We start from the raw sequence: 23,319 nt of genomic DNA on the forward strand, positions 1-23,319 counted from the left end.
CGGGACAATCGCCCTGTGACCTTGAAGATCCACATCGATGACAGTGCCGCGCCCTACGAGCAGGTGCGGGCACAGATCTCGGAGCAGGCGCGATCGGGGGCGCTGCCGGTCGGGTACCGCCTGCCGACCGTGCGGGGGCTGGCCGAGTCGCTGGGGCTGGCGGCGAACACCGTCGCCAAGGCGTACCGGGCGCTGGAGAGCGACGGGGTGATCGAGACGCGGGGGCGCAACGGCACGTTCGTGGCCGCCGCCGGCTCGGCCGCCGAACGTGAACTGGCGTCGGCCGCTCAGGCCTACGCGGAGCGGGCCCGGCGGCTGGGGACGGACGAGAAGGCGGCGCTGGCCGCGGTGCGCGACGCCCTGCGGGCGGTCTACGGCGAGTAGTCAGCGGTGTGCGGCGAACTCCGGGGTACGGGTCACCGTGCGGCCCGCTCGCGTCGCCGCCCTGCCGAAGACGACCGCGTCCCGGACCGCCGCGCCGCCGGGGTCGTTGTTGAAGTACGCGTACATGTCCTCGTCGTCGGCCCAGGTGGTGGCGATGCGGTCGACCCAGGTCTCCAGGGAGCGTCGGCCGTAACCGGGCCAGGGGCGGGCGCGGCCCTCGTGGAAGCGGACGTACCCCCAGTCGGTGGTGCGCCACAACGGGGTCACCGGACGGGCCCGGACGTCGGCCCAGCACAGCGCGGCACCCCGGGATTCGAGCACCTCGCGGGTCCCGGGCGTCCACCAGGACTCGTGCCGGGGTTCGACCGCGATCCGTGTCCCCGCCGGGAAGCAGGCCAGGCAGGCGTCGAGGAGGCCCGGGTCGGCGCGCAGGGTCGGCGGAAGCTGGAGCAGGACCGGGCCCAGTCGGTCGCCGAGGCCCGCCGCGTGGGACATCAGACGGTGGACCGGCTCCTCGGGATCCTTCAGGCGCTTGATGTGGGTGAGATAGCGACTCGCCTTCACCGCGACCACGAAGTCCGGCGGCACCCGCTCACGCCAGGCCGCGAAGTTCTCCCGCGTGGGCAACCGGTAGAACGCGTTGTTGATCTCCACCGTGGCGAAGTGCCCCGTGTACTCCTCCAGCCACAGCCGCATGGGCACGTCGGCGGGGTAGAGGCCACCCCGCCAGTCCCGGTACTGCCACCCGGACGTCCCGACGAACAGGGTCATACGTCCATCAAAGCACCCCGCTACAGGTACAGCCCCGCGTCCGCACCGTCCCGGGGATCCGGCAGCGACGTCGGGGACGTGCCCCGCTTCAGTGCGTACAGCTCCGCCAGCGTGGCACCCTCCCGGCCGATGCCCTCGTCCGTGCCCAGCCAGCTCACCGCCTCCCGGCGGGTGAGCGGGCCCACCTCGATGCGGGCCAGACAGCGGCCGGGGCGGACGACGGCCGGGTGCAGGCGCTCCAGGTCCTCGTTGGTCGTGACCCCCACCAGGACGTTGCGGCCCTGGCCGAGCAGGCCGTCGGTCAGGTTCAGCAGCCGGGACAGCGCCTGGCCCGCGGTGTGCTTCGCCTCGCCCCGGATCAGCTCGTCGCAGTCCTCCAGGAGCAGCAGCCGCCAGCGGCCCTTGCCCGTCGAGTCCTCCTCGCCGATCGCGATGTCCATCAGATAGCCGACGTCGGAGAAGAGCCGCTCCGGGTCCAGGACGCAGTCCACCTGGCACCAGTCCCGCCAGGAGCGGGCGAGGGTGCGCAGCGCCGAGGTCTTGCCGGTGCCCGGCGGCCCGTGCAGCAACAGCAGCCGGCCCGCGATGTCCTCGGGCGTCGTCTTCATCAGGCGGCCCATCGCGTCCGCCACCGGCGCGGTGTAGTTGGCCCGCACCTCGTCCCAGGTGCCGGCCGAGATCTGCCGGGTCGTGCGGTGCGGGCCGCGCCTGGGGGAGACGTACCAGAAGCCCATCGTCACGTTCTCCGGCTGCGGCTCGGGCTCGTCCGCCGCGCCGTCGGTCGCCTCGCCCAGCACCCGCGCGGCCAGTTCCTCCGTGGTCGCGGTCACCGTGACGTCGGCGCCGCGGTTCCAGCGGGAGACCAGCAGGGTCCAGCCGTCGCCCTCCGCCAGCGTCGCGCTGCGGTCGTCGTCGCGGGCCGTACGCAGCACCCGGGCGCCCGGCGGCAGAAGCGTCGCGCCGGACCGTACCCGGTCGATGTTGACCGCGTGCGAGTACGGCTGCTCGCCCGTCGCGAAGCGGCCGAGGAACAGCGCGTCGACGACGTCGGACGGCGAGTCGCTGTCGTCGACGTTGAGCCGGATCGGCAGAGCGTCGTGTGGGTTCGCAGACATGCGGCCATGATCCGGCACGAAAGCGCTGCGTGCACCCGGTTTCCGTGCGACAACGCCCGGTGGTGGGCATGCCGGCCGCTTCCGCCGCCGCCCGCCGTCCTGTTACAGGACCGTGTAGGTGCGAAACCTGCCCCAGCGCCTGCCGCCCCCGTTACCGTTGTCCTTGATGGGACGTCATGGGTGGAATTCGGGGGCGGGGCGGTGGCGGCTCACCGCGCTGCTCGGCGTGGGCGCGGCGGCTCTGGCCCTGGTGGTGACCTTGCTCAACACACTGCCGGGCAACGGCGTGGACACCGACGGCACCTCACGGGACGGGGACAAGCCGCACGGCACCCCGGCCGCCACGCCGGACGCGAGAAACCCGGAGGTGGGCTGGGGCTTCACCCACACCGAGCACAGCGCGGACGAGGGCGCCTCCGCCGCCGTCAAGCGGGTCGAGGGACGGCTCGCGGACGCCGGCGGGCTGCCGCAGATCCAGCACGTCATGGGGTGGGGCGCCGACAACCCCGAGCCGGTCAGGGGACGTTACGACTTCGAGGCGATGGACCGCCGGATCGACTTCGTCCGCGCCTCCGGCAGCACCCCGGTCGTCACCCTGTGCTGCGCCCCCGACTGGATGAAGGGCGGCGAGGCCGGTGTCGGCAACACCGACTGGAGCCAGGCCGCCCTGGAGACGGCACCCGACCCCGAGCACTTCGACGACTACGCCGCGCTCGCCGTGACCGTGGCCAAGCGCTACCCGGACGTTCGCCACTTCATCGTCTGGAACGAGTTCAAGGGCTTCTGGAACGACGCCGAGGCCCGCTGGGACTACGAGGGCTACACGAAGCTGTACAACCTCGTCCACCGGGCGCTGAAGAAGGTCAACCCGCAGATCATGGTCGGCGGGCCGTACCTCGTGATGGACAGCGTCGACCCGCGCGCGGAGGAGGCGTCGACGGCCCTGAAGGGGTCCTGGGGCGCCATGGACCAGCGCATCGTCGACGCCTTCGAGTACTGGAACGAGCACAAGGCGGGCGCCGACTTCGTCGTCGTGGACGGCTCCAGCTACACCCGGGACGACGAGCTGCTGCCCGACGAGTTCACGGCCACCGACAAGTTCACGGCCGTGAGCCGGTGGGTCCGCGGGCGGACCGGCGACCTTCCGCTGTGGTGGGCCGAGTACTACGTCGAACCCGCCGACGGCCACGACGAGCGCAGGGGCTGGTCCGAGGCCCGCCGGGTCGCGGTCCAGGCCGCCGGGATGATGGCGCTGGCCAAGGGCGGTGCCACGTCCGCCTTCTACTGGAACCCGCAGAAGGAGAACGGCACCGACTGCCCCGGCTGTCTGTGGACGCCGACCGACACCGCGAAGGGCGGCGCGAAGCTGCCCATGTACGACCTGCTCTCCCGGTTCGGCGAGGAGTTCGGGCCGGGGGCCGCGTACAAGACGGTGTCCGTGGACAAGCCCGACGTCCGGGTCCTCGCCACGGACCGGGTGATCCTCGCCGTGAACACCCTCGACCGGCAGACCGTCGCGAAGATCGACGGCAGGAAGGTCGAGTTGCAGGCCTACGAGGTCAGGTGGCTCGAACGCTGAGCCACCCGACCTCCGCTACTTGATCGTCAGGAACCGCTGCACCAGCGAGGCCAGCAGCACCGCCAGCAGCGGCAGCGAGAACCAGAAGCTGCTCTGCAGCCAGCGCAGCTGCCGCACGCTCGGTGCCATCGCCACCCGCACGATCTCGCGGGCCATCAGCAGCACGATCAGCGCGAGCGCCGCGAGTCCGCCGACCACCGACCACGGCGTCCAGGTCACCTGCGGCCCGATCGGCCCGGGATCGGCCTTCGGCACCGCGCCCGCCGGCTGCTTGCGCAGCGCGTACATCGTCACGTCGGCGTTGACGAAGACCTTCCTCAGCTCCTGGCGCCGGTCCAGGTTCTGGATCAGCCGCGTCTCCCAGGTCGCCGAGTAGCCCACGTCCAGCCGGAGGTAGGTGACCTGCCCCCGGTTGATCATCAGATACGAGTTCGGGCCGGCGTCCTTCAGCGCCTTCACCAGCCCCGACACCAGCACGGGGTCGGTCGGCGCCTGTGTCGGCAGGTACGAGACCTTCTCCATGTCCCGCGAGCCCCAGGGCATCGCCGGTGTCACGTCGTTGACCGGGTCGCTGCTCAGCCACAGCAGCCTGAGGCTCGGATCGTCATGGGCGTACACGTACTCCATGGCGGCGACCTCGCCGGGCCGCACCCGCTCGAACGGCTCGTTGCCCCAACGGGCCACCAGGAAGCCGCCCATGAGCACCAGACCGGCCATGAGCGCGGCCAGCGGAGCCAGGCTCACCCTGTCCTTGTCGCGCTCCTTGGCGGTGATCCCGGTGCGCGGGAAGAAGGCCAGGCCGGTGAGCAGGGCCGCGCCGGGCAGGGCGAACATGAAGACCCGCAGGGCCATCTCGCCGCCGTACGACTGCATGCCGAAGCCGAGGAACGGCACGAAGGTGAGGACGAGCAGCGAACGCTCCCGGTAGTGGTGGAAGCGCCGGCGCCACCAGCCCCAGCAGGCGAACGCCATCACACCGCCGGCCAGCAGCACCCGGGTGTAGAGCACGAGCTTGTGCGTCGAGCTGCCGCCCTCGATACGGCCGGAGACGGAGGACGACACATTGCCGCCGACGCCGCCGACCCCGCCGAAGAGCTCGTCGAAGTGGCCCGACCAGTACGGCTCGGCCATGAAGCCGATCCACACCGTCACCATCACGCCGAACAGGATGGGCAGGCCGCGCAGTTCGGACCGCCCGATCAGCACGAGCGCCGTCAGCACGCCCAGCATCACGAACGGCGTGAGCTGGTGGGCCGGGACGCTCGCCGCGAACAGACCGGTCACCACCATCAGGAGCACGGCCCGCTGCCGCCGGTCCGTCGGCTCGACCTCGACCTCGCCGGGCCGCCACTTCGTCCAGATCACGCGGGGGGCCCGGAACCAGACCAGCAGGATCGCCGCGAAGACGAGGTACAGCAGGTATGTGAAGCCCTGCGGGGAGAAGTAGTCCTGGCCCACCCAGCCGCTGAGCACGAAGACCCAGATGCCGGTCCACTTGGCCCGCCAGCTCGCCCGCATCGAGCGCACCAGCAGGAACATCGGGACCAGGTAGAGCAGTTGAATGGCCAGCGGCCACCAGCGAATGAGCTCGCCCAGGTCGGTGACCCCGCAGGCCTTCGCGACGAACGCGGCCACCGCGAAGAAGCCCGGCCAGCTCCAGCGCGCGTCCAGGTCGGGCACGGCCGACCCGGTGCGGTCGATGTAGTCGAGGAACCCGAGGTGCTGCCAGGCCGTCGCGAACCGTGGCTCGGTCTCGATCAGGGCCGGCAGAGCGTGCAGTGAGACGACCGTCGCGAGCAGCGTGACCAGCAGCAACGTCCGGTGCTCCCGGCCCAGCCACAGCAGCGAGGCGAACGTCACCGCCAGCAGCGCCGCCCCGAGCAGCGTCGACGGCGGCAGCACCGAGATCAGCCCGAGCCCGCCCATGCCGTCCAGGTCGCTCTCGCCGAGCCGCAGCGCGGGCACCCAGTACAGCAGCAGCGCGGCGATCAGCAGACAGCCGAGGACGACCCCGGTGCGGGTCGGCAGCAGCCGCTCGCGCCAGGAGAGCGCGGGCGCCTCGGGCTGTCGTACGGGCTCTTCGTGCATGGGCGGCTCTTCCCGTACGGCGGACTCCTGCCGTACGGCAGCCTCTTCGCGCTCTTCCGGCGCGGCGCCGGCCTCGCCCTTGCCCGCGTCGAACTCGGCCTCGAACGGCGCGTCCACCTCGGCGGGCCCCGTCGACGCCTCCGAGCCCGGCTCCCGCTCTTGCACCGGCAGCCCGACCTCGGGCCGCCGCGCCCAGGTGGGCCGGTGTTCCGGACGCACCCGCGGGGTGCCGGTGGGCGGTGTTCCGGGGCCCGGACGGACGTCGGGCCGCCGCTCCAGGTGGTCGAAGTCGACGTGGACGCCGAGGGCGAGGGTGTCGTGGTCGAGCGCCCAGGCGGGCCCCCGCTTGCGCGCCCCCTCGGACACCTCGCGCGCCCCCAGGTCGGCGAGGTCACCGTCGGGCGCCGCGTCCTCGGGCACCTCGGCGGACGTCGCCCGCACGGTCCGGTACAGCTTCGGCGCGGCGATCGCGACGATGACCGAGAGGGACGCGATCTCGGCGACGCCGGCGCCGGTCAGGCCCATCCGGGGGAGCAGCACCAGCGTCAGACCGAGCACCAGGGCGCACAACAGGCCCTGCAGCCAGGCCAGCCCGGCGGTGCGGCTCTGCGCCCTGAGGACCGCGAAGTACGTCTCCATCACGACCCGCAGCAGCGCGCCGAGCGCGAACCAGCGCAGCAACGGAGTCGCCGCATCCGCGTAGCCGGCGCCGAACACGCCGAGGATCCAGGGCGCCCCGAAGAACAGGATCGCGGAGACCGGCAGCATGATCCGCGCCATGCGCTTGAGCGCGGCCCGGGTGTTGGCGGCCAGCCGCCTCGGGTCGTGCGAGCCCTCGACCGTGAGGGAGGCGCCCATGTTGATGGCGAGGAGGTTGACCGTGCCGCCGATCGTGGCCGTGATGTAGAAGTACGCGTTGTCCTCGGCGGACACCTGCGCGGCCACGATCACCGGGATGAGGTAGACCACGGCCAGCGAGAACAGCGAGCCGGTGTAGTCGCCCGCGAGGAACCTGCCGATCTCCTTCAGGGACGGCGGCGCGGCGTGGTCCTCGGTCGCCTTCACATGGCGCGGCACCAGCCGCCGGAACACCAGCCAGCCCAGCGGCAGCACCGACACCGCGATCGCCGCGACCCAGGAGACGAAGACCCCGGCGGTGGGGATCGCCACGGCGAACGCCACCAGCAGCCCCAGCTTCACCGCCGAGAACACGGTGTTGCCGACGGGCACCCACACCGCGCTGCGCAGCCCGGTCAGCACCCCGTCCTGAAGGGTGAGCAGGTTCCAGGCGATGACGGCCACCACGAAGAAGAGCCCGCCCAGCGGCCCGTTCAGGAACCGGTACGACGGCCCCCACAGGTCCAGCGTCAGCAGGAAGACGGCCGCGGCCAGCGCCACGATCACACAACTGCCCGCGTACGTCCGGAAGACGAGACGGCCGCTGTTGCGTCCCGCGACCGGGATGAAGCGGGCCAGCGCGCCCGTCAGCGTCACCGCGGTCAGGCCCGCGAGGAACTTCATCGCGGCGATCGCGGCGGATCCCTGACCGACCGCGGACTCGGAGTAGTAGCGGGCGGCGGCCAGCCAGAAACCCAGCCCCAGCACGGCGGAGACACCGGTGTTGATCATCAGGGCGTAGGCGTTGCGGAACAGCTGGCTGCCCCCGGCGGACCTGCCCAGGCCGGGCAGGCGAAGCCGGCGCCCCGACTGCTCGGGCGCCGGTGCGTCGGTCGATGCGGGCTCGGTCGTGGTCGTCGTGTCAGACACGGGAACGGATGGCCTTCCGGCGGACCTGTCGGGCTCTGCGGACCAGGGCGTACCCCTTGGTGAGGGCGCGGTCCCCGGCGAAGGTGCGGGCGATGGCACGGCCCTCGACCAGCCGCCCGAACTCCTCGATGCCGGTGGTGCGGCGCACGGTGAGCCGGGTGAGGGCGTACGGCCCCTGCCGGCGCCGCGCGAGGCCGTTGTTGACGGCGAGTGCCTGGGCGTACCCGGTCTCCAGCACCGCCTCGCGCACCCGGCGGCTGGAGTAGCCGTACGGATAGGCGAACGAGGCCGGGACGGTGCCGAGCTGGTCCGAGATGATCTCCTTGCACAGGATCAGCTCGGAGCGCAGCCGGGCGTCCGGGAGCTGGTCGAGCTGCGGATGCGTGTGGCTGTGGCCGCCGATCTCGACGTCCGCCCCGGCGAGTTCGCGGACCTGGTCCCAGTCGAGCATGGTGTCCAGGCCGCCGCCCATGTCGTGCGGGCCCTTCAGCCAGCCCGTGGAGACGAACACCGTGGCCGCGAAGCCGTGCTTGGCGAGCACGGGCAGCGCGTGCCGGTGCACGCCCTCGTAGCCGTCGTCGAAGGTGATCAGCACCGGCCGCTCGGGCAGCGGCCGGCCGTCGCGCCAGTGTGCCGCGAGCTCGGCCGTCCGCACGGGCGTCAGACCCAGGTCGCCGATCAGCGCCATCTGCTCCGCGAACGCCTCCGGTGCCACCGACAGTTCACGGGTGGCGTCGTTCGGCGACGTGGAGACGGCGTGGTACATCAGGATCGGCACCCGCGCGTCGGTCATCTCGGTCCCCCCTCGCTGCCCGCCTGTGCGTCGAGCCCCGCCACCGAGTACGTAACGTCACCCCGGCGCGCTCGGACACTCCCCACGACGTACCCACCGGCCGCCGTCAGCACCCCCGCGACGATCGCGCCGGCCCGTCCCGCGCCGCCGCGCCGGGCCAGTACGGCATCCCGCAGCCCGCGCGCCACCCCGGCCGGCAGGACCCGGGTGGTGTACCGGCGCTCCGACTCAAGTCCCTTGTCGGCACCCACACTTCGGGCCACGAGCGCCTTCGACAGGCCCTCGGCGTACGTCCGCGTGCGGAAGTACCGGAAGTGCTCGCGCGGCTCGGGCACCCGGTGGTGGATCACCGCCCGGTCGTCGATCAGCAGCACCGCGTCGGGCCTGGCCCGGGTGAGCCGGATGCACAGCTCCGTCTCCTCGCAGCCCAGCGGCAGCCGGTCGCCGTCGCGCCCGATGCCGGTGGCGAAGCCGCCCGCGAAGTCGAACGCCGTACGCCGGAAGGAGGCGTTGCCGCCGAGGACGTTGCGCACCTTGACCCGGCCGCGCGGCAGGCCCCGGTAGGTGCAGCCGACCACCCAGTCGAACTCCTCCGGGAACCAGTCCGGTCGGCGGCCCGACGCCCAGATCGGCTCCGTGCGCCCGCCGACCGCCATGACCCGCGGGTCGGCGTACCCGGCCGCGAAGTGCTTCAGCCAGTCCCGCTCGGCCACCGCGTCGTCGTCGAGGAACGCGATGACCTCGCCGTACGAGGACGCGATACCGGTGTTGCGGCCGGCGGACAGCCCGCGGGGACCCGCGTTGGCGAGCACCCGCACATCGGTCGCTTCCTTGTACTCCTTGGTCAGCCGGTCCAGGAGCGCCGCGTTGTGGTCGACGACCAGCAGCGTCTCCAAAGCCGGACACGACTGCGCCCGCACCGAGGAGACCGCCGCGAGGATGTCCTCCCAGCGGTCCTCGGTGTACACGCAGATCACGACGGAGATGTCGGGACCGCTCAAGACGCCTCTCCCCGGACCGAGTGACCCGAACGAACCGAGTCGAGCATCGGGGAGTGCGCCGCCGCGGTGCGGCGACGCAGGGCACGCCGGTTGGAGCGCTCCTTCAGGATCACCTTGAGCACCCTCAGCCCGTCCCGTACGGCCCGCAGATTGCTCGTGCCGTGGATGCGGAGGTACTCGTGGCTGGGTATCTCCTGCACCTTCAGCCCCGCCTTGACGACCCGGATGTTCATCAGGGTCTCCACCTCGAAGCCGGTGCAGTCGAGGTCGATCTTGTCCAGGCAGTGCCGCCAGAACGCGTTGTAGCCGTAGCACAGGTCGGTGTAGCGGGCGCCGAACTTGCGGTTGACGGCCGTGCACAGCGCCCAGTTGCCGAGCTTGCGGATCGGCGTCATGTCGTCCGTGCCGCCGCCGTTGGCGAAGCGGGAGCCCTTGGCGAAGTCGGCGCCCGAGACCAGGGCGGAGACGTACGACAGGATCTCGTTGCCGTCGGCCGAGCCGTCCGCGTCGACCATCACGATGATGTCGCCCGTGGCCGCCTCGAACCCGGTGATCAGGGCATCCCCCTTGCCCTTGCCCCGCTGTCGCACGACCTTCACGTCGGGCCACAGCTCGCGCGCCACCTCGACGGTGTTGTCGGTGGAGTTGCCGTCCACCAGCACCACTTCGTGTATCCAGTCCGGCAGTGTCTTGAAGACGTACGGCAGATTCTCCGCCTCGTTCATGGCCGGGATCACCACGCTCACCGGCGGCGCGATGGCCAGGTGCATGGAGACGGGCCGGTACTTGCCGGCCGGTGACGGATCTTGGTCCGCGACCGCCGGGCGCAGCACAGAACTCATGAGTCAGGTCCCTCTCGTCCGGTGGACCGCCCGCCCCTGGGCGGCCCGGCTGTATGTCCGGTTCGAAAGGGGGGTTCTCTCAACTCACGGCACGGAAGAGTGGCTCTCCGTGCGCGTGCGGTGAGCTGGCATGTGTGGCCGACCGCCCGAAGATCGGCAGCCGGTCGCGCGGCACGACTCGACGACAAGTGCTGACACCTTCACCGAGCACCCCCCTACCGCGCCCCGCGCCGGGACTGTCGCGGTCCTTGAGCCCTCCCCTAGAGCCGCTGCCGACAGTCCGATGCGGGTGAGATGTACGACGGTATTGACGATTGAGCCCGTATGGCAAGAGCTGGAACGAGCCCTCACATTTTTGTTGGTTTGACCGGTAGTCACCCTTGTCCCGAGCGGATCTTCCCCATGCGTTTGAGGAGCCGGTCCGCCGGTCCGAACAGCTCCGGCCGGGTCTGAACGGTGTTGCGCAGCGCCCGGACGGGGGCACGGCGTGCCCGGTGTCCGAACGCGACCGGGTGACGCCTGGTCACCCACCCCTCCGACACCGTCAACTCGCGTGTCTTCAGGGAGTCCTTGTATTCCTTCTGGCCACGGCCGAGATCGAGGTACGCGATGCCGTCGGCCGCGGCCGCCTCGGCCATGCGCAGGTGCAGGACCAGGCCCGGCGAGTACTTCGAGAAGGCCGGGTCGTACGCCGGGAACCAGCAGGCCAGCACCCGCTCGGAGCGCAGTCCGAAGTGCGCGGCGACCGGTTTGCCGTCCGCGTACAGCACCGACAGGATCCCCGCGAACGGCTCGGAGCGGGTGTGGAACAGCTGCTCCACGAGCAGCGTGATCCAGGCGTGCGCGAAGCGGTCGCTGCGCCCGGTCCTGCGGTACTGCGCGGACTTCCATTCCATCAGCGTGCGCAGCGCGGCGGGATCACGCTCGTCGTGCACATACCGCACCCCGTCGTGATCCCGGCCCAGCTTGCGCTCCTTGGCGAGCGTCGTCCGGGTGAACTTCGGTGACTGCTCGCGCAGTTGGGCCAGATACGCCTCGTACCCCTGGTCGACGTCCATGACCGGGGAGGGGTAGGTGCCGGTGGACTCCGCCTCGAAGGCCGACTGGCCCTCCACCAGGTGGTCGAACTCCCACACGGCGAGCCCGCACGCCTTCAGCAGCTCCCGGGCGTCCCAGGCGAACCCGGGCCGGTGCACCACCCCCTGGGCGTCCGAGACGCCGAGCCCGATGGCCCGGCCCACCCCGGCCGCCGTCCGCTGGAACGGGAAGAACGCGGCCGGCTCGCCGCCCTCCCGTACGACCGCGATCCGCACCCCGCGCCGGCAGCGGCCGACGGCGAGCGTGAACTCGGGCGACAGGAAGGGGTTGGCGAGCTCGGGCGAGCCCTGGAGATGAGCCTTGGACTGTATCGATGTCCACGTCGCCCGGTCGGCGGAGCTGAGCTCCCCGGGGCGGTACACGCTGATGTCCACGTCAGTCCGTCCGCCTTCGCGTCGTACGGCCGCGCAGCCGCCGCACCAGAACGAGCAGGAGAATGCCGGCGCTGATCGCGGTCACCACCACGATCCCGCCGCGTACCGACCACCGGTGCACGGCCAGCATGCCCTGGGTCACCAGCATGTTGACGACGACCGCGCCCGCCACCGCGGCGATCGCACGGCCGAAGGGTTCCAGCCCGCGCAGCGCGGCGGCGATGGCCCCGGCCGGCGCCGCGAGCAGGAAGAACAGTGTGAAGGGGCCGCGCAGCGGCGAGCCCGAGTCGACGAGCGCGAGGACCGCGCCGATTCCCCCCACAGCCGTCGCGGCCCCGGCGAGCAGCGGCGTCAGGTCCCTCCCCGGACCTGGTCGCACGCGCTCGTCGTCCTGAGACGAGTCTGTGTTCATACGTGCCTTGATACGTAAGGTCTGCATTGGCGACTTTGCCCCCCGAAGCGCCGGATGCCGGGCTTCAATGTGGCTCAGCGCCGCATCGGCCGTCAAGATGCGAACGGCCTCTTGACATCTGTTCGTATCCCGCATGAGCACGCGCGGTCCCCGCAGGAGTGGGGCCTGCGGGGACCGGTGGTTCAGATGGTGCGGGGAGGGGTCACGGCACCAGCTTCAGCAGCCGGTTCGGGGAGCCGCTGCCGGGGCTGGTGACCACGTTCGTGGTGGCGCCGGAGGTCAGCGCCGAGGCGACCGCGGCCGGGGTGGCCGAGGTGTGGCTCGCCAGGTAGACCGCGGCCGCGCCCGCGACGTGCGGCGTGGCCATCGACGTACCGGAGATGGTGTTCGTCGCGGTGTCGCTGGTGTACCAGCCCGCCGTGATCGAGGAACCGGGGGCGAAGATGTCCAGCACCGAACCGTAGTTCGAGTAGCTGGCCCGCGCGTCCGAGCTGGTGGTGGCGCCGACGGTGATCGCCTCGGTGACCCGGGCCGGGGAGTACGAGGAGGCGTTGGCGTTGCTGTTGCCGGCCGCGACGGCGTAGGTCACGCCGCTGGCGATGGAGTTGCGCACGGCCGTGTCCAGCGTGCTGGAGGCGCCGCCGCCGAGCGAGAGGTTGGCGACCGAGGGACCGGAGTGGTTGTTGGTCACCCAGTCGATGCCCGCGATCACGCCCGCGGTGGTGCCGGAGCCCGAGTTGTCGAGCACGCGCACCGCCACGATCTTCGCCTTCTTGGCGACGCCGTAGGTGCTGCCCGCGATCGTGGTGGCCACATGGGTGCCGTGGCCGTTGCCGTCGGCGGCGGTGGTGTCGCCGTCGACCGCGTCGTAGCCGTAGCTGGCCCGACCGCTGATCTGCTGGTGGGTGATGCGTACGCCGGTGTCGATGACGTACGCCGTCACGCCGCTGCCGGCGCTGTCCGGGTAGGTGTAGGTACCGGAGAGCGGAAGCGAGGTCTGGTCGATGCGGTCCAGGCCCCAAGGGGCGCTGGTCTGCGTGGTGTCGGCCAGTTGGACGCGCTGGTTCTGCTCGACGGAGGCCACGGCCGGGTCGGCGGCGAGCCGTCTGGCCTCGGCCGCCGAGAGGGCGGCGGTGTAGCCGTTCAGCGCCTTGGTGAAGGTCTTCCTCACCGTGCCGCCGTACTCCTCGACCAGGTCCTTGCCGGCGGCCGAGGAGGCCTTGAGGCCCGCGCTCTTCTTGAGCGTGACGATGTAGCTGTCCTTGACCGCGGTGGGGGAGCCGGCGGCCAGGACCTTGCCCTCGGCCGGGGCGGCCTGGGCGGGGAGGGCGGTGAGTCCGCCGACGAGGGCGGCGGTCGCCAGGCCGGTTATCGCGGCGAACCGGAAGTTCTTGCTACGCAGTTGTGCCATTACGAGGGAGTCCTCCTCCAGGCGGCGCACGCCCGGGTGGGGCGCACGTCTGTGGGGGGTGCACGCGTGATCGCGGGCACGGCACCGGAACGTCGCGTTCCCGTTCCCGGGCCGATGTAAAGGATCTGTGGTCCGGCGGTGACGGACAAGGGAGTTGACGGTCTGTCAACAACCCTGTCATGAACACGAAATCAATCTCATGGGGAACCCATGGGCAGGGTGCCGGGATGCCCGGAAAAGTCTTGGCATGGACACTTCCCGTCAACACGCGTAGTTGGTACGACGGTTAAAGCAGAGATCCTGCTATAGGGAGGTTCCATGAGACGTTCCCGACTTTCCGTATACGTCGCCTCACTCCTCCTCGCCGTCGGCACCGCCCTCACCGGGGCGGCCACCGCACAGGCGGCCGACACCGCAGCAACCGGCGGGTATGTCGCGCTCGGCGACTCCTACTCCTCGGGCCTCGGCGCGGGCAGCTACATCAGCGGCAGCGGCGACTGCAAGCGCAGCACGAAGGCGTACCCGTACCTGTGGGCCGCCGCGAACTCACCCTCGTCCTTCGACTTCACGGCCTGCTCGGGCGCTCAAACGGGTGATGTCATGGCCAGTCAGCTGGGCCCGCTCAGCTCCGCGACCACCCTCGTGTCCATCTCGATCGGCGGCAACGACGCGGGCTTCGCCGACATCATGACGACCTGTGTGCTCCAGTCCGACAGCGCCTGCGTCTCACGCATCAACACCGCCAAGGCGTTCGTCGACTCGACGCTCCCCGGCCGGCTCGACACCGTCTACTCCGCCATCCGCAGCAGGGCCCCGTCCGCCCATGTGGTCGTACTCGGCTACCCCCGCTTCTACAAGCTGGGCGCCACCGGCTGCCTCGGCCTGTCCGAGACCAAGCGCAGGGCCCTCAACGACGCCGCCGACCACATCGACGCCGCGACCGAGAAGCGCGCCCTGGACCACGGCTTCACCTTCGGCGACGTGCGACCCACCTTCACCGGGCACGAGATCTGCTCCGGCAGCTCCTGGATGCACGCCGTCAACTGGCTCAACATCCCCGAGTCCTACCACCCGACGGCCGCGGGCCAGTCAGGTGGTTATCTGCCGGTGCTGAACAGCGCGGCCTGAGCCTGAGGCGACGTCAGGCGCCGGGCGACTCGGTAGGCGTCTGCGAGACCCCGCCCGTCGGGGTCTCCGTCTCACAGGTCACCGAGAACGGCACCGACTCGGACTTCGTCCTCACCGGGTCGCGCACCTCGACACTGATCGCGTTCTCGAAGGTCCCGCTGTCGTCGTACGTCGTCACGAACGCCCGGTCCTGCTTGGTCCGCTCCCCGCCCTCCGGGAACGACAGCGTCTTCCAGCCCTGGTCCATGACGTCGCCGTTCTCGGACACCCAGCGATAGGTGACCTCCGCCGGCAGTTTCCCCACCGTGAACGTCGCCGTGAACGCGGGCGCCTCACCGCTGGGCGGCGGGCAGGACCCGGCGTACTCCAGGTTCGAGCCCGTCAGCGTCACCCGCACGGACTGCGGCGCCGGAGCGCTCGTGTCGCTCTTCGTCGGTTCGGGGCTCTCGGTGGCACCCGAGGTCTTCTCGTCCTCGGTCTCGGTCGGTTTGGCCCCGCCGCCCTCCTGGCTGGTGGTGGTGTCGCCCCCCGCTTTGCCGCCGTCACCGCCGTCGCCGCGGTTCAGGAGGGCGTACGTCAGCCCCGCCACTGCCAGCGCGAGGATCGCGATGCCCGCGATCAGGGTGAGGGCGGCGCGGCGGTTGCGCTCGGGGCGGACGGGGTCCGCGCCCGACGCGGGCGTCACGGGACGGGTCGGCCCGGGAGGCGGGACCGGGCCGGTCGGCGCGGTCTGCGAAGGCGCCGGGAAGGCCGCGACGGTCGGGCTGTACGGGGTCGACCGCGCGGTGTCGGCACGCGGTGTGCCTCCCGCGCCGACGATCCGCAGGTCCTGCTCCGCCCGGTCGGCCGGCAGCCGCTCGGCCGGGTCCTTGCGCAGCAGCCCCTCGATGACCGGCGCGAGCGGACCGGCCCGGTGCGCCGGGGGCAGCTCGTCGTCGACGATCGCGCGCAGCGTGCTCAGCGGCGTGTTCTGGCGGAAGGGGGAGTTGCCCTCCACGGCCGCGTACAGCAGTACGCCGAGGGACCACAGGTCGGACTCCGGGCCCGGTGTGCGGCCCAGGGCACGCTCCGGGGCGAGGAACTCGGGGGAGCCGATGACCTCGCCGGTCATCGTCAGCGCGGAGCTGCCCTCGACCATCGCGATACCGAAGTCGGTCAGCACGACCCGGCCGTCGTTCGACAGCAGCACGTTGGCCGGCTTCACGTCCCGGTGCAGCACCCCGGCCTCGTGCGCGGCCCGCAGCGCGGACAGCACCTCGGCGCCGATGTGCGCGGCGCGCTGCGGGCTCAGCGGCCCCTCGGCGTCCAGCAGCTCGGCCAGCGAGATACCGCGGACCAGTTCCATCACGATCCACGGCCGGCCGTCCTGGGTGGCCACGTCGTACACCGTGACGACGTTGCGGTTGGCGACCCGCGCCGCCGCCCACGCCTCGCGCTCCAGGCGGGCGTACATCCGCTCGACCTCCGAGGCAGGCAGCCCGTGCGGCGCACGCACCTCCTTGACGGCAACCTCGCGGTGCAGCACCTCGTCCCGGGCCCGCCACACGGTGCCCATGCCGCCCTCGCCGAGCGGGGACAGGAGGCGGTAGCGGCCCGCGATCACCCGTTCACTGCCGTGTTCTTCGGACACGGGCGTCCCCCATTCGCATCCGTGCGAAAACTCCACTCCGTGCGATTTCTTCCCAAAAGTAGCTCAGCCGAGTACTGATGCCGCCCCCTGGAACACCAATCCGGCCCCGAGCAGCACGACCAGGAGCGCGGATGCCAGCGGGGCCGTCCTGCGCAGGAAGGTCGTGACCGGGTGCGCGGTCCAGCGGGGGCGCCTGTCCAGTACCCGCGTGACCCCGGTACCCAGCTTGACGACCGCGAACCCGGCCGCGGTCAGGGTCAGGGCGAGCCCGACGCCGTACGCGACGACGAGCAGCAGCCCGAACCACGCCTTTCCGAGCGCCGCCGCGCCGACGAGGACGACGACCGCGGACGGGCTGGGCACGAGCCCGCCGGCGAAGCCGAGGAGGATCGTGCCGCGGAGGGTGGGCGCGGTCGGGTGACTGTGGGTGAAGCCGCCATGAGTGTGCGTGAGCAGGCCGCGCTTGTGCGTGTGGGGGTGGGGGTGAGGGTGGTCGTGGGAGTGGTCGTGGTGGTCCGCGGGTGGTGTGTGTGCGTGGACGTGGGTGGGCGCCGGTGCGGGGGCTTCCGTCGCGGTGTGGGTGTGCGCGGCGACCAGGACCGGTTGGCGTTCGCGGGCGTGGTCGGTCTCGTGCGGGTGCTCGTGGGGGTGGGGGTCTGCGTGGTCGTCGTGATCGTGTGAGTGGCCGTGTGGATGGTCGTGGTCGTGGCCGTGGCCGTGTGGATGGTCGTGGTCGTGGTCGTGCGCGGGACCGTGGCCGTGTCCGTGGCCGCGGATGTGCCAGGCCCGGCGTACGAGCGTCACGCCCGCCGCGATCACCAGGGCGCCGCTCGCGATGCCCAGCCAGGTGATCACCGACGGGGCCGCCGCGGAGCCGGCCGTGACCAGGAGGCCGAGGGCGACCACGCCCAGGGTGTGGGTGACCGTCACCGAGGCGGCCAGCGGCATGACGTCCTTCATCCGTGCCCGGCCGCCGCGTGCCGTCGCGACCGCGGCCATGATGGTCTTGCCGTGGCCCGGGGCGAGCGCGTGCATCGCGCCCAGGAAGATCGCGATGACCAGGGCGAGCGCGGCGAAGCCGAGGGTGAGGTCGTGACGGGAGACCAGGTCGTCCAGCGCGCGGGTCCATCGGTCGGCCCCGCGGGGGAGGACCGAGGAGGCCGGGGCGTCCCGCTCGGACTCGGCCAGGGCCGGCCCGCCGGGGCGCACCCGGAGGGACGCCGACCTGGTGTCGGCGGGGGAGGAGAGCAACTCGCCGGGGTATTCGGTCAGTTCACCGGAGATCGACTCCTTCGGCACGTCCGAGGCGGCGAGCGTCATACGGTCGCCCCGTGCCGTGATCTCCCGCCAGCCGGGCCCGGACTCCGCGCCCGCGCCACGGAAGCCCAGGTCCACGGTGGAGCCCTCGGGCAGCGGCGCCGTCATCCGGCACTCCACCCGGAGCGTGTCGAGCCCCGCCTGACCGGGCCGCACGCGCGCGTGGCTGCTCTTCAGCGACAGTTCGACCGTACGGCCGTCCACGGTGACCTCGCTGCCTCGCGCGGCGTCCGCGCAGCGCTGCCGGGCCCACTCGGTCATGCCGGCCTTCTCGATGTCCGGCTCGGCCTGGGTCGCCGGGATCTCGGCGAGGTCCTCGACATGGTGGACGCGCAGTTCACCGGGGGCGGCGACCAGGCCGTCGTAGCGGTTGACGGTGAAATTTCCGAGGGGGTGCGCGCTCGCGGGAGGGGAGGGGAACAGCGCGAGCGCGCAGGCCGCAGTCAGGACGGCGGCGCCGGAGGCGAACAGCCGACGAGGGGTCACTTGGCCGCCTCCAGGTCCTTCAGTGCCGTACGGGCTTTACCGGCGCCCAGCGGTGAGAAGCCGGGGTTCAGCTTCAGCGCGGCCCGCAGGTGCTCGCGGGCGTCCTCGGCGTGGCCGGTGGCGCGCTCGATGACGCCGCGGTGGTAGAGGAACGCGGCGCTGCGGTAGCCGGTGGCCGTGGCCTTGCGGGCGTAGGGCAGGGCTTCCTCGTCCTTGCCGTTGACGTGCAGGGCCCAGGCGAGGGCGTCCGCGGTGTGCACGGTGCGGCGGCGCTCCCACTCGGCGCGGGCCGCGCGCAGGGCGGACGCCGTGTCGCCGTGGTCGGCGGCCGCGAGGGCGGTGTCGAGGTCGGCGTTGACGCCGTTGGCGCGGGCGAGGGCCGTCCAGGCGTCGACGAGGGCGTACTGGTCGTCGGCCTTGACCTTGTCGCCGGCCGCCTCGTACAGCTCGCCCAGTTCGACGAGCGGGCCGGGCAGGGGATAGCGGGAGACGACGTCCTCCAGGCCCTTGAGCGCGCCGTCCCGGTCGCCGCTCGCGGCCTGCGCGCGGGCGCGGCCTTCGAGGGCGGGGACGTAGCTGTCGTCGGCGGCGAGGGCACGGGCGTAGTGGGTGAGAGCGGCGTCGTAGTCGCCCTGGTTCCAGGCGAGCTGGCCGAGCTGGGTGGCGACGTAGGCGATGTCGCCGGGGGCCACGGCGGAGGAGAGCGCCTGTTCCAGGACGCGCTCGGCCGTGCGGACGTCGCCGCGCAGTTCGCGCACGTACGCGTACCGGGTGAAGACCGGGATGCCTGGTCGGCGGTCGTCGGCGGTGTCGGCGGCCTTGGCGGCGTCGGCGTAGCGGCCGAGTTCGACGAGGGCGTCGACGCGGGTGCACAGGGCGCGTTCGCTGTAGGGGTTGATGCGCAGGGCCTGGTCGGCGTACTTCAGGGCGTCCTCGAAGTCGTGCCGGGCGGCGGCGAGGGCGGCCCGGCCGGCGAGGGCCTGGTCGTTGTCGGAGCGCAGGGCGAGGGAGCGCCGGAAGGCCTGTTCGGCCTGGGGATAGCGGGAGGGGTCGCCCTTGGTGCGGGCCTGTTCGACGTAGGCGAGGCCGAGGGTCGCCCAGCCGCCGAAGTCCCTCGGCTGGTCGTGGAGATGGGCCTGGAGGGAGGCGATGCCGGTCTCCAGGTCGCCGGTGGCCAGCAGGCCCGGGGCCACCGCGGCCGAGGCGGGGACGACACTCTGGCCCGTGGTGTCGCGGGCGGCGCCGAGCGCTATGGAGCCCGCGGTGAGGGCGATGGCCAGCAGGGCGGCGCAGCCGGCGAGGTGGAGGGCCCGGCCGCGGCGGCCTGCGGCGGCTACGCGGCGCAGGGTGGCGAGGCGTTGCGCCGCGTCGGTCTCGGGGGTGGGGGGGGGGGGGGGGGGGGGGGGGGGGGGGGGGGGGGGGGGGGGGGGGGGGGGGGGGGGGGGGGGGGGGGGGGGGGGGCGGGGGGGGGGCGGGGGGGGGGGGGGGGGGGGGCGGGGGGGGGGGGGGCGGGCGCGCGGGGGCGCGGGGCGGGGGGCGCCGCCCCCCGCGGCCCCCCCCCCCCCCCCCCCCCCCCCCCCCCCCACCCCCGCTTCGGCCCTGAAGGAGCCTCGTGCTCAGTCGCCGGACGGGCTGGGACTGCCTGAACCGGCGCTGTGAGATCGGGTTCCCGTCGCTTCACGGCCCGCACCCGCCGCACCGCGGCAGCGCGGTCCCCGGCCCCCGCGGCAGCGGCATCCGCACCGGTGGCCGTCCTGCGCTCCTCGTTCTCCGGTGCGCTGTCGTTCGTACGCGGGGCCATGCCCTCTCCTCGATCGGGTTTCCGGCAACGGTCGTTGTCACGTGCTGCGGCGCGGCCCGCGCCGTGGGGGATGAGTACTTCGCGGGCCGCGCCAGCTGGGGCGGGCCGGGTGGAACCCCCGGCCCGTGGGACGGGCTAGTACGCCCGGTCCCGCATGCGGCGCCACCACATCAGCGCCCCGCCGATCAGCAGGATGCCCAGCGCGCCGGCACCGGCCGACCCGGCGATCAGGGCCATGTTGTCGGTGCTGCCGGAGGCGCCGGCCGGCTGGAGGGCGTCGCCGATCTGGCTGCGGACGTCGGCGTCGCCGCTGGTGCCCTTGGCGAGCGGGCCGCGCGAACCCTCGGTCGGCAGGGCGACGTACGGGAAGGCCTTCTCGAACTCCTTGTCGTTCTTGTCGACCGCGTCACCGAGGTCGTTCTTGGCGCCGAGCAGCTCGCCCTCGACCACCTGGAGGGAGGCGTCGATCACGTCGTCGGTGAGGCGACGGCCGTTCGGGAAGCCCGCGTTGTCGCCGTCGAGGACGCCGAGCCGCTTGGGCTCCGCCGTCGGCTTGATCGAGGTGTTCAGGCGCAGCATCTCCGACGGGGTGACGTGCGGCGGCTGGTTGAGGCCCTTGACGCCCTTGAGGAAGACGTCGACGAGGTCGTTGCGCGGCTCGGCCGGCGCCGGGATCTTGTAGATCGCCTCGATGAGCTTGGGCAGCTCGGGGTTGGTGACGTTCTTCAGGAACTTCGCGTCGTCCCACGGCGAGGACGCGTTGAACTTGTCCTTGTCCTTGATCGGGTTGACGACCTCGTTGACCAGCGGGCTACCGAGCCGCGAGACCTGCTCGTACTCTCCCTTGGCGTTCTGCCGCTGGGTCGTCGACCAGATGCCGACGATCGGCTGGTCCGCCGACTCGGCGATCATGTGCGTGGGGACCTGGAGGGCGACCGAGTTGACGTTGTAGCCCTTGAGCGTGTCGTTGCCGACCTCGGAGAGGTTCCCGCCGTAGAGCAGGTCGAAGACCCGCAGGTCGAGGAAGAAGGGGTCGTCGGCCTGGCCGGCGAACGTGGTCGTGCCGCCGTGGACCTCGTGGATGGCCTGGTCGCGCAGCTTGGCGTAGTCCGGCATGGACGCCTTGCCGACGTTCGACGGCGCCACCGGCACATCGTTGGCGATCTTCGTCTTCGACACCAGGTGCTGGTCCTTCAGCTTCAGCAGCTCGATGTCGTAGGTCTGCGTGATGTTGAGGTCCGGGTCGTCCAGGCTCTCGACCGGGCCGGTGTTGTACAGGAACGTCTTCTTGTTCTTGACGTGCGTGTCGAAGGTGAAGCGGTAGAGCAACTCGCCCTGTGCGTCACCGTTGTTGTCGATGTGGATGTCGTACTGGGCGTCCTCGGCGAACGTGAAGAAGTTCGGCCCGCCGGCCGGCTCCTCGAACGGGATCCAGTTGGCGACGATCGTCGTCGTGTCCGGCTTGTCCGGGCTGACGAACGCGTACACGTCCGTGTTGTCGTACTGCGGGGTGCCCGAGATGAGCGGGGCCTCCCGGTGGCTGGAGGCGGAGGCCGCCCCCGGTTCCAGCGCGGCGACGCCGGCGGCTGCGAGCCCCCCGGCGGCCAGCGCACCACATACGAGGGTCGCGAGGCCCTTGCGTCCCGCACCGCTCCTGGAAATAGGTGTCATGCCGTCCGTCCTCAGTGTCAACTTGCCTGACGCACCGGGATTCGGAGCCGGGGGCGGGCCGGATTGGTCGATCTCGAAAACAATTTTCTCCGCTGCTCGACCCGCGTTTTCGACTCGCTGATCCGTAACCCCATCCGGAGGTGTGTTCGTTGCGAATACCTCGTGGGACAGGGCGGCCGAGATGCGGTCTGGCGGGAGGGGGAGGCGAGTTGGAGGCGGACGAGCTGCTGGTGCTCGTGGCTGGCGGTGATCAGAAGGCGTTCGAGGAGCTGTACGGGCTGGTCTCCGGCCCGGTGTTCGGGCTGGTGCGGCGCGTGGTGCGCGACGCCGCGCAGTCGGAGGAGGTGGCGCAGGAGGTGCTGCTCGAACTGTGGCGGTCCGCGGCGAAGTTCGACCCGGGCCGGGGCAGCGCCCTGTCGTGGGTCCTCACCCTCGCCCACCGCCGCGCCGTGGACCGGGTGCGCAGCGCCCGCGCGGCGGGCGAGCGCGAGCAGCGCGAGGCGCTCCGGGCGAACCACCCGGCCTTCGACCACGTCGCCGAGGAGGTCGAGGCCGGACTCGAACGCGAGTGGGTGCGCCGCTGCCTCGAACGCCTCACCGCCCTCCAGCGCCAGTCCGTCACCCTCGCCTATTACGAGGGCTACACGTACCGTGAAGTGGCCGAGCGGCTCTCGCTGCCGCTGGGCACGGTCAAGACCCGGATGCGCGACGGACTCACCCAGCTGCGCAAGTGCCTGGGAGGTGTCGCGTGAGCTTCGTCGACCGCCTGCTGCGCCGCGAGGACCTGCACTCCCTCGCCGCGCCCTACGCCCTCGACGCGCTGGAGCCCGGCGAGCGGCGCCGTTTCGAGAAGCATCTGCGCACCTGCGACCTCTGCACGGCCGAGGTGCGCGCGCTGGCCGAGGACGCCGCCCGCCTCGCCTGGTCCACGGCCGCCGCGCCGCCCGCCGCCCTGCGCGAGCGGGTGCTGGCCGCCGTACGGACGACTCCGCAGGAGCCCGCCGGGCGGGAGCAGGCACGCGCGCGGGCGACCCAGTTGCCGCCCCATGTGTGGGGCAACCAGCCGCCGCCGCGCACCCGTGCGCCCCGGCCGCGCCCCTTGCTGGTGCCGTTCGCCACGGCCACGGCCGCGGCGGCGCTCGTCGTCGCCTCGCTCTTCGCCGTCCAGGCGAACAAGACACAGGATCAGCTGAACGCCCAGCGGGCGCAGGCGAGTGAGATCGCTAACGTTCTGGCCGCCCCCGACGCCCGCGCGAGCACCGGAGAGGACGCCGAGGGCCGGACGATCGGAGTCGTCGCGTCCGCATCCGAGGGGCGTGCGGTCGTCACTCTGAGCGGATACGGTGAGCTGCCCGGCGGCCGGGTGCACCAGCTCTGGCTCATGCGCCCTGATGTGCAACCGCGCTCCCTCGGGCTTTTCGACGGCGACACGCCCTTGGTCGCGGCCGGACTCGACAAGTCGGCGACGTCACTGGCTGTGACCGTCGAGCCCGACGGAGGATCACCACAGCCCACCAGCCAGCCCGTTGTCCAACTCGCCCTGAAATCGGTTGGATTCGGAGAGTAACCGGCGACGAGTCGTCAACACCCTTACGGGGAAGGTGAATCCTGTGACCGCGATACACGAGTGCCTCGCCGGGGCGATAGGGTT

18 protein-coding genes are annotated in these 23,319 nt (G+C 71.9%); 5 read left to right on the forward strand and 13 right to left on the reverse strand.

Annotation, left to right across the window (positions count from 1 at the left end; translation table 11 throughout):
- The first annotated feature begins 15 nt into the window (after nt 1-15).
- Entirely contained in the window at nt 16-384 is a 369-nt protein-coding gene (locus tag ACIRD7_RS31725; protein ID WP_403458998.1) for a GntR family transcriptional regulator, read from the forward strand.
- Here the strand turns inward: ACIRD7_RS31725 and ACIRD7_RS31730 are convergent, their stop codons facing one another.
- Together ACIRD7_RS31730 and ACIRD7_RS31735 are read right to left on the reverse strand one after the other, a co-directional pair.
- Nucleotides 385-1,155, reverse strand: coding sequence for a DUF72 domain-containing protein (locus ACIRD7_RS31730; protein WP_403459000.1), 771 nt, complete (start codon nt 1,153-1,155; stop codon nt 385-387).
- A 20-nt stretch (nt 1,156-1,175) separates the two neighbouring features.
- On the reverse strand, nt 1,176-2,270 hold the full coding sequence (locus ACIRD7_RS31735) for a DUF5925 domain-containing protein (protein WP_403459001.1): 1,095 nt from the start codon (nt 2,268-2,270) through the stop codon (nt 1,176-1,178).
- 166 nt (nt 2,271-2,436) lie between these two features.
- Between ACIRD7_RS31735 and ACIRD7_RS31740 the strand changes: the two genes are divergently transcribed.
- Nucleotides 2,437-3,849 carry a xylan 1,4-beta-xylosidase gene (locus ACIRD7_RS31740; RefSeq protein ID WP_403459002.1) on the forward strand — a complete coding sequence of 471 codons (1,413 nt, stop codon included), beginning with the start codon at nt 2,437-2,439 and terminating at the stop codon, nt 3,847-3,849.
- Nucleotides 3,850-3,864: 15 nt separating this feature from the next.
- Here the strand turns inward: ACIRD7_RS31740 and ACIRD7_RS31745 are convergent, their stop codons facing one another.
- The 7 genes from ACIRD7_RS31745 to ACIRD7_RS31775 all read right to left on the reverse strand — a co-directional run bounded on the left by ACIRD7_RS31745 (nt 3,865) and on the right by ACIRD7_RS31775 (nt 13,635).
- Entirely contained in the window at nt 3,865-7,704 is a 3,840-nt protein-coding gene (locus ACIRD7_RS31745) for a lipopolysaccharide biosynthesis protein (RefSeq protein WP_403459004.1), read from the reverse strand.
- Entirely contained in the window at nt 7,697-8,497 is an 801-nt protein-coding gene (locus ACIRD7_RS31750) for a polysaccharide deacetylase family protein (RefSeq protein WP_403459005.1), read from the reverse strand. Before ACIRD7_RS31750 ends, ACIRD7_RS31745 begins: the two co-directional genes overlap by 8 nt.
- Nucleotides 8,494-9,498 carry a glycosyltransferase family 2 protein gene (locus ACIRD7_RS31755; RefSeq protein WP_403459007.1) on the reverse strand — a complete coding sequence of 335 codons (1,005 nt, stop codon included), beginning with the start codon at nt 9,496-9,498 and terminating at the stop codon, nt 8,494-8,496. The genes ACIRD7_RS31750 and ACIRD7_RS31755 overlap by 4 nt, the downstream gene beginning before the upstream one ends.
- Nucleotides 9,495-10,340 carry a glycosyltransferase family 2 protein gene (locus ACIRD7_RS31760; RefSeq protein WP_403459008.1) on the reverse strand — a complete coding sequence of 282 codons (846 nt, stop codon included), beginning with the start codon at nt 10,338-10,340 and terminating at the stop codon, nt 9,495-9,497. Before ACIRD7_RS31760 ends, ACIRD7_RS31755 begins: the two co-directional genes overlap by 4 nt.
- 374 nt (nt 10,341-10,714) lie before the next feature.
- Nucleotides 10,715-11,812 (reverse strand): GNAT family N-acetyltransferase, encoded by a 1,098-nt coding sequence (locus tag ACIRD7_RS31765; RefSeq protein ID WP_403459009.1) that lies wholly within the window; start codon nt 11,810-11,812, stop codon nt 10,715-10,717.
- 1 nt (nt 11,813) lies between these two features.
- On the reverse strand, nt 11,814-12,224 hold the full coding sequence (locus ACIRD7_RS31770) for a hypothetical protein (RefSeq protein ID WP_403459010.1): 411 nt from the start codon (nt 12,222-12,224) through the stop codon (nt 11,814-11,816).
- 202 nt (nt 12,225-12,426) lie between these two features.
- Nucleotides 12,427-13,635, reverse strand: coding sequence for a S8 family peptidase (locus ACIRD7_RS31775; RefSeq protein ID WP_403459011.1), 1,209 nt, complete (start codon nt 13,633-13,635; stop codon nt 12,427-12,429).
- A 318-nt stretch (nt 13,636-13,953) separates the two neighbouring features.
- Here ACIRD7_RS31775 and ACIRD7_RS31780 point away from each other — a divergent pair, with 318 nt between their 5' ends.
- Nucleotides 13,954-14,763, forward strand: coding sequence for an SGNH/GDSL hydrolase family protein (locus ACIRD7_RS31780; protein WP_403459012.1), 810 nt, complete (start codon nt 13,954-13,956; stop codon nt 14,761-14,763).
- Between the two features lie 13 nt (nt 14,764-14,776).
- Here the strand turns inward: ACIRD7_RS31780 and ACIRD7_RS31785 are convergent, their stop codons facing one another.
- From ACIRD7_RS31785 to ACIRD7_RS31800, 4 genes are all read right to left on the reverse strand, one after another.
- Nucleotides 14,777-16,393: a serine/threonine-protein kinase gene (locus ACIRD7_RS31785; RefSeq protein ID WP_403459013.1), complete on the reverse strand. Its 1,617-nt coding sequence runs from the start codon at nt 16,391-16,393 to the stop codon at nt 14,777-14,779.
- Nucleotides 16,394-16,456: 63 nt separating this feature from the next.
- Nucleotides 16,457-18,196, reverse strand: a complete 1,740-nt coding sequence (locus ACIRD7_RS31790) for a nickel transporter (protein ID WP_403459014.1) — start codon at nt 18,194-18,196, stop codon at nt 16,457-16,459.
- Nucleotides 18,193-19,782, reverse strand: a complete 1,590-nt coding sequence (locus ACIRD7_RS31795) for a tetratricopeptide repeat protein (RefSeq protein ID WP_403459015.1) — start codon at nt 19,780-19,782, stop codon at nt 18,193-18,195. The genes ACIRD7_RS31790 and ACIRD7_RS31795 overlap by 4 nt, the downstream gene beginning before the upstream one ends.
- A 350-nt stretch (nt 19,783-20,132) precedes the next feature.
- Nucleotides 20,133-21,668, reverse strand: coding sequence for a DUF4331 domain-containing protein (locus ACIRD7_RS31800; protein ID WP_403459016.1), 1,536 nt, complete (start codon nt 21,666-21,668; stop codon nt 20,133-20,135).
- 209 nt (nt 21,669-21,877) lie between these two features.
- Between ACIRD7_RS31800 and ACIRD7_RS31805 the strand changes: the two genes are divergently transcribed.
- Nucleotides 21,878-22,420, forward strand: a complete 543-nt coding sequence (locus ACIRD7_RS31805) for a sigma-70 family RNA polymerase sigma factor (RefSeq protein ID WP_403459017.1) — start codon at nt 21,878-21,880, stop codon at nt 22,418-22,420.
- Complete coding sequence (locus ACIRD7_RS31810) at nt 22,417-23,235, forward strand: anti-sigma factor domain-containing protein (RefSeq protein ID WP_403459018.1); 819 nt, start codon at nt 22,417-22,419, stop codon at nt 23,233-23,235. Before ACIRD7_RS31805 ends, ACIRD7_RS31810 begins: the two co-directional genes overlap by 4 nt.
- The last annotated feature ends 84 nt before the right edge of the window (nt 23,236-23,319 follow it).

The organism is Streptomyces sp. NPDC093568, assembly GCF_044764945.1.
In the GTDB taxonomy this organism is placed as follows: Bacteria; Actinomycetota; Actinomycetes; order Streptomycetales; family Streptomycetaceae; genus Streptomyces.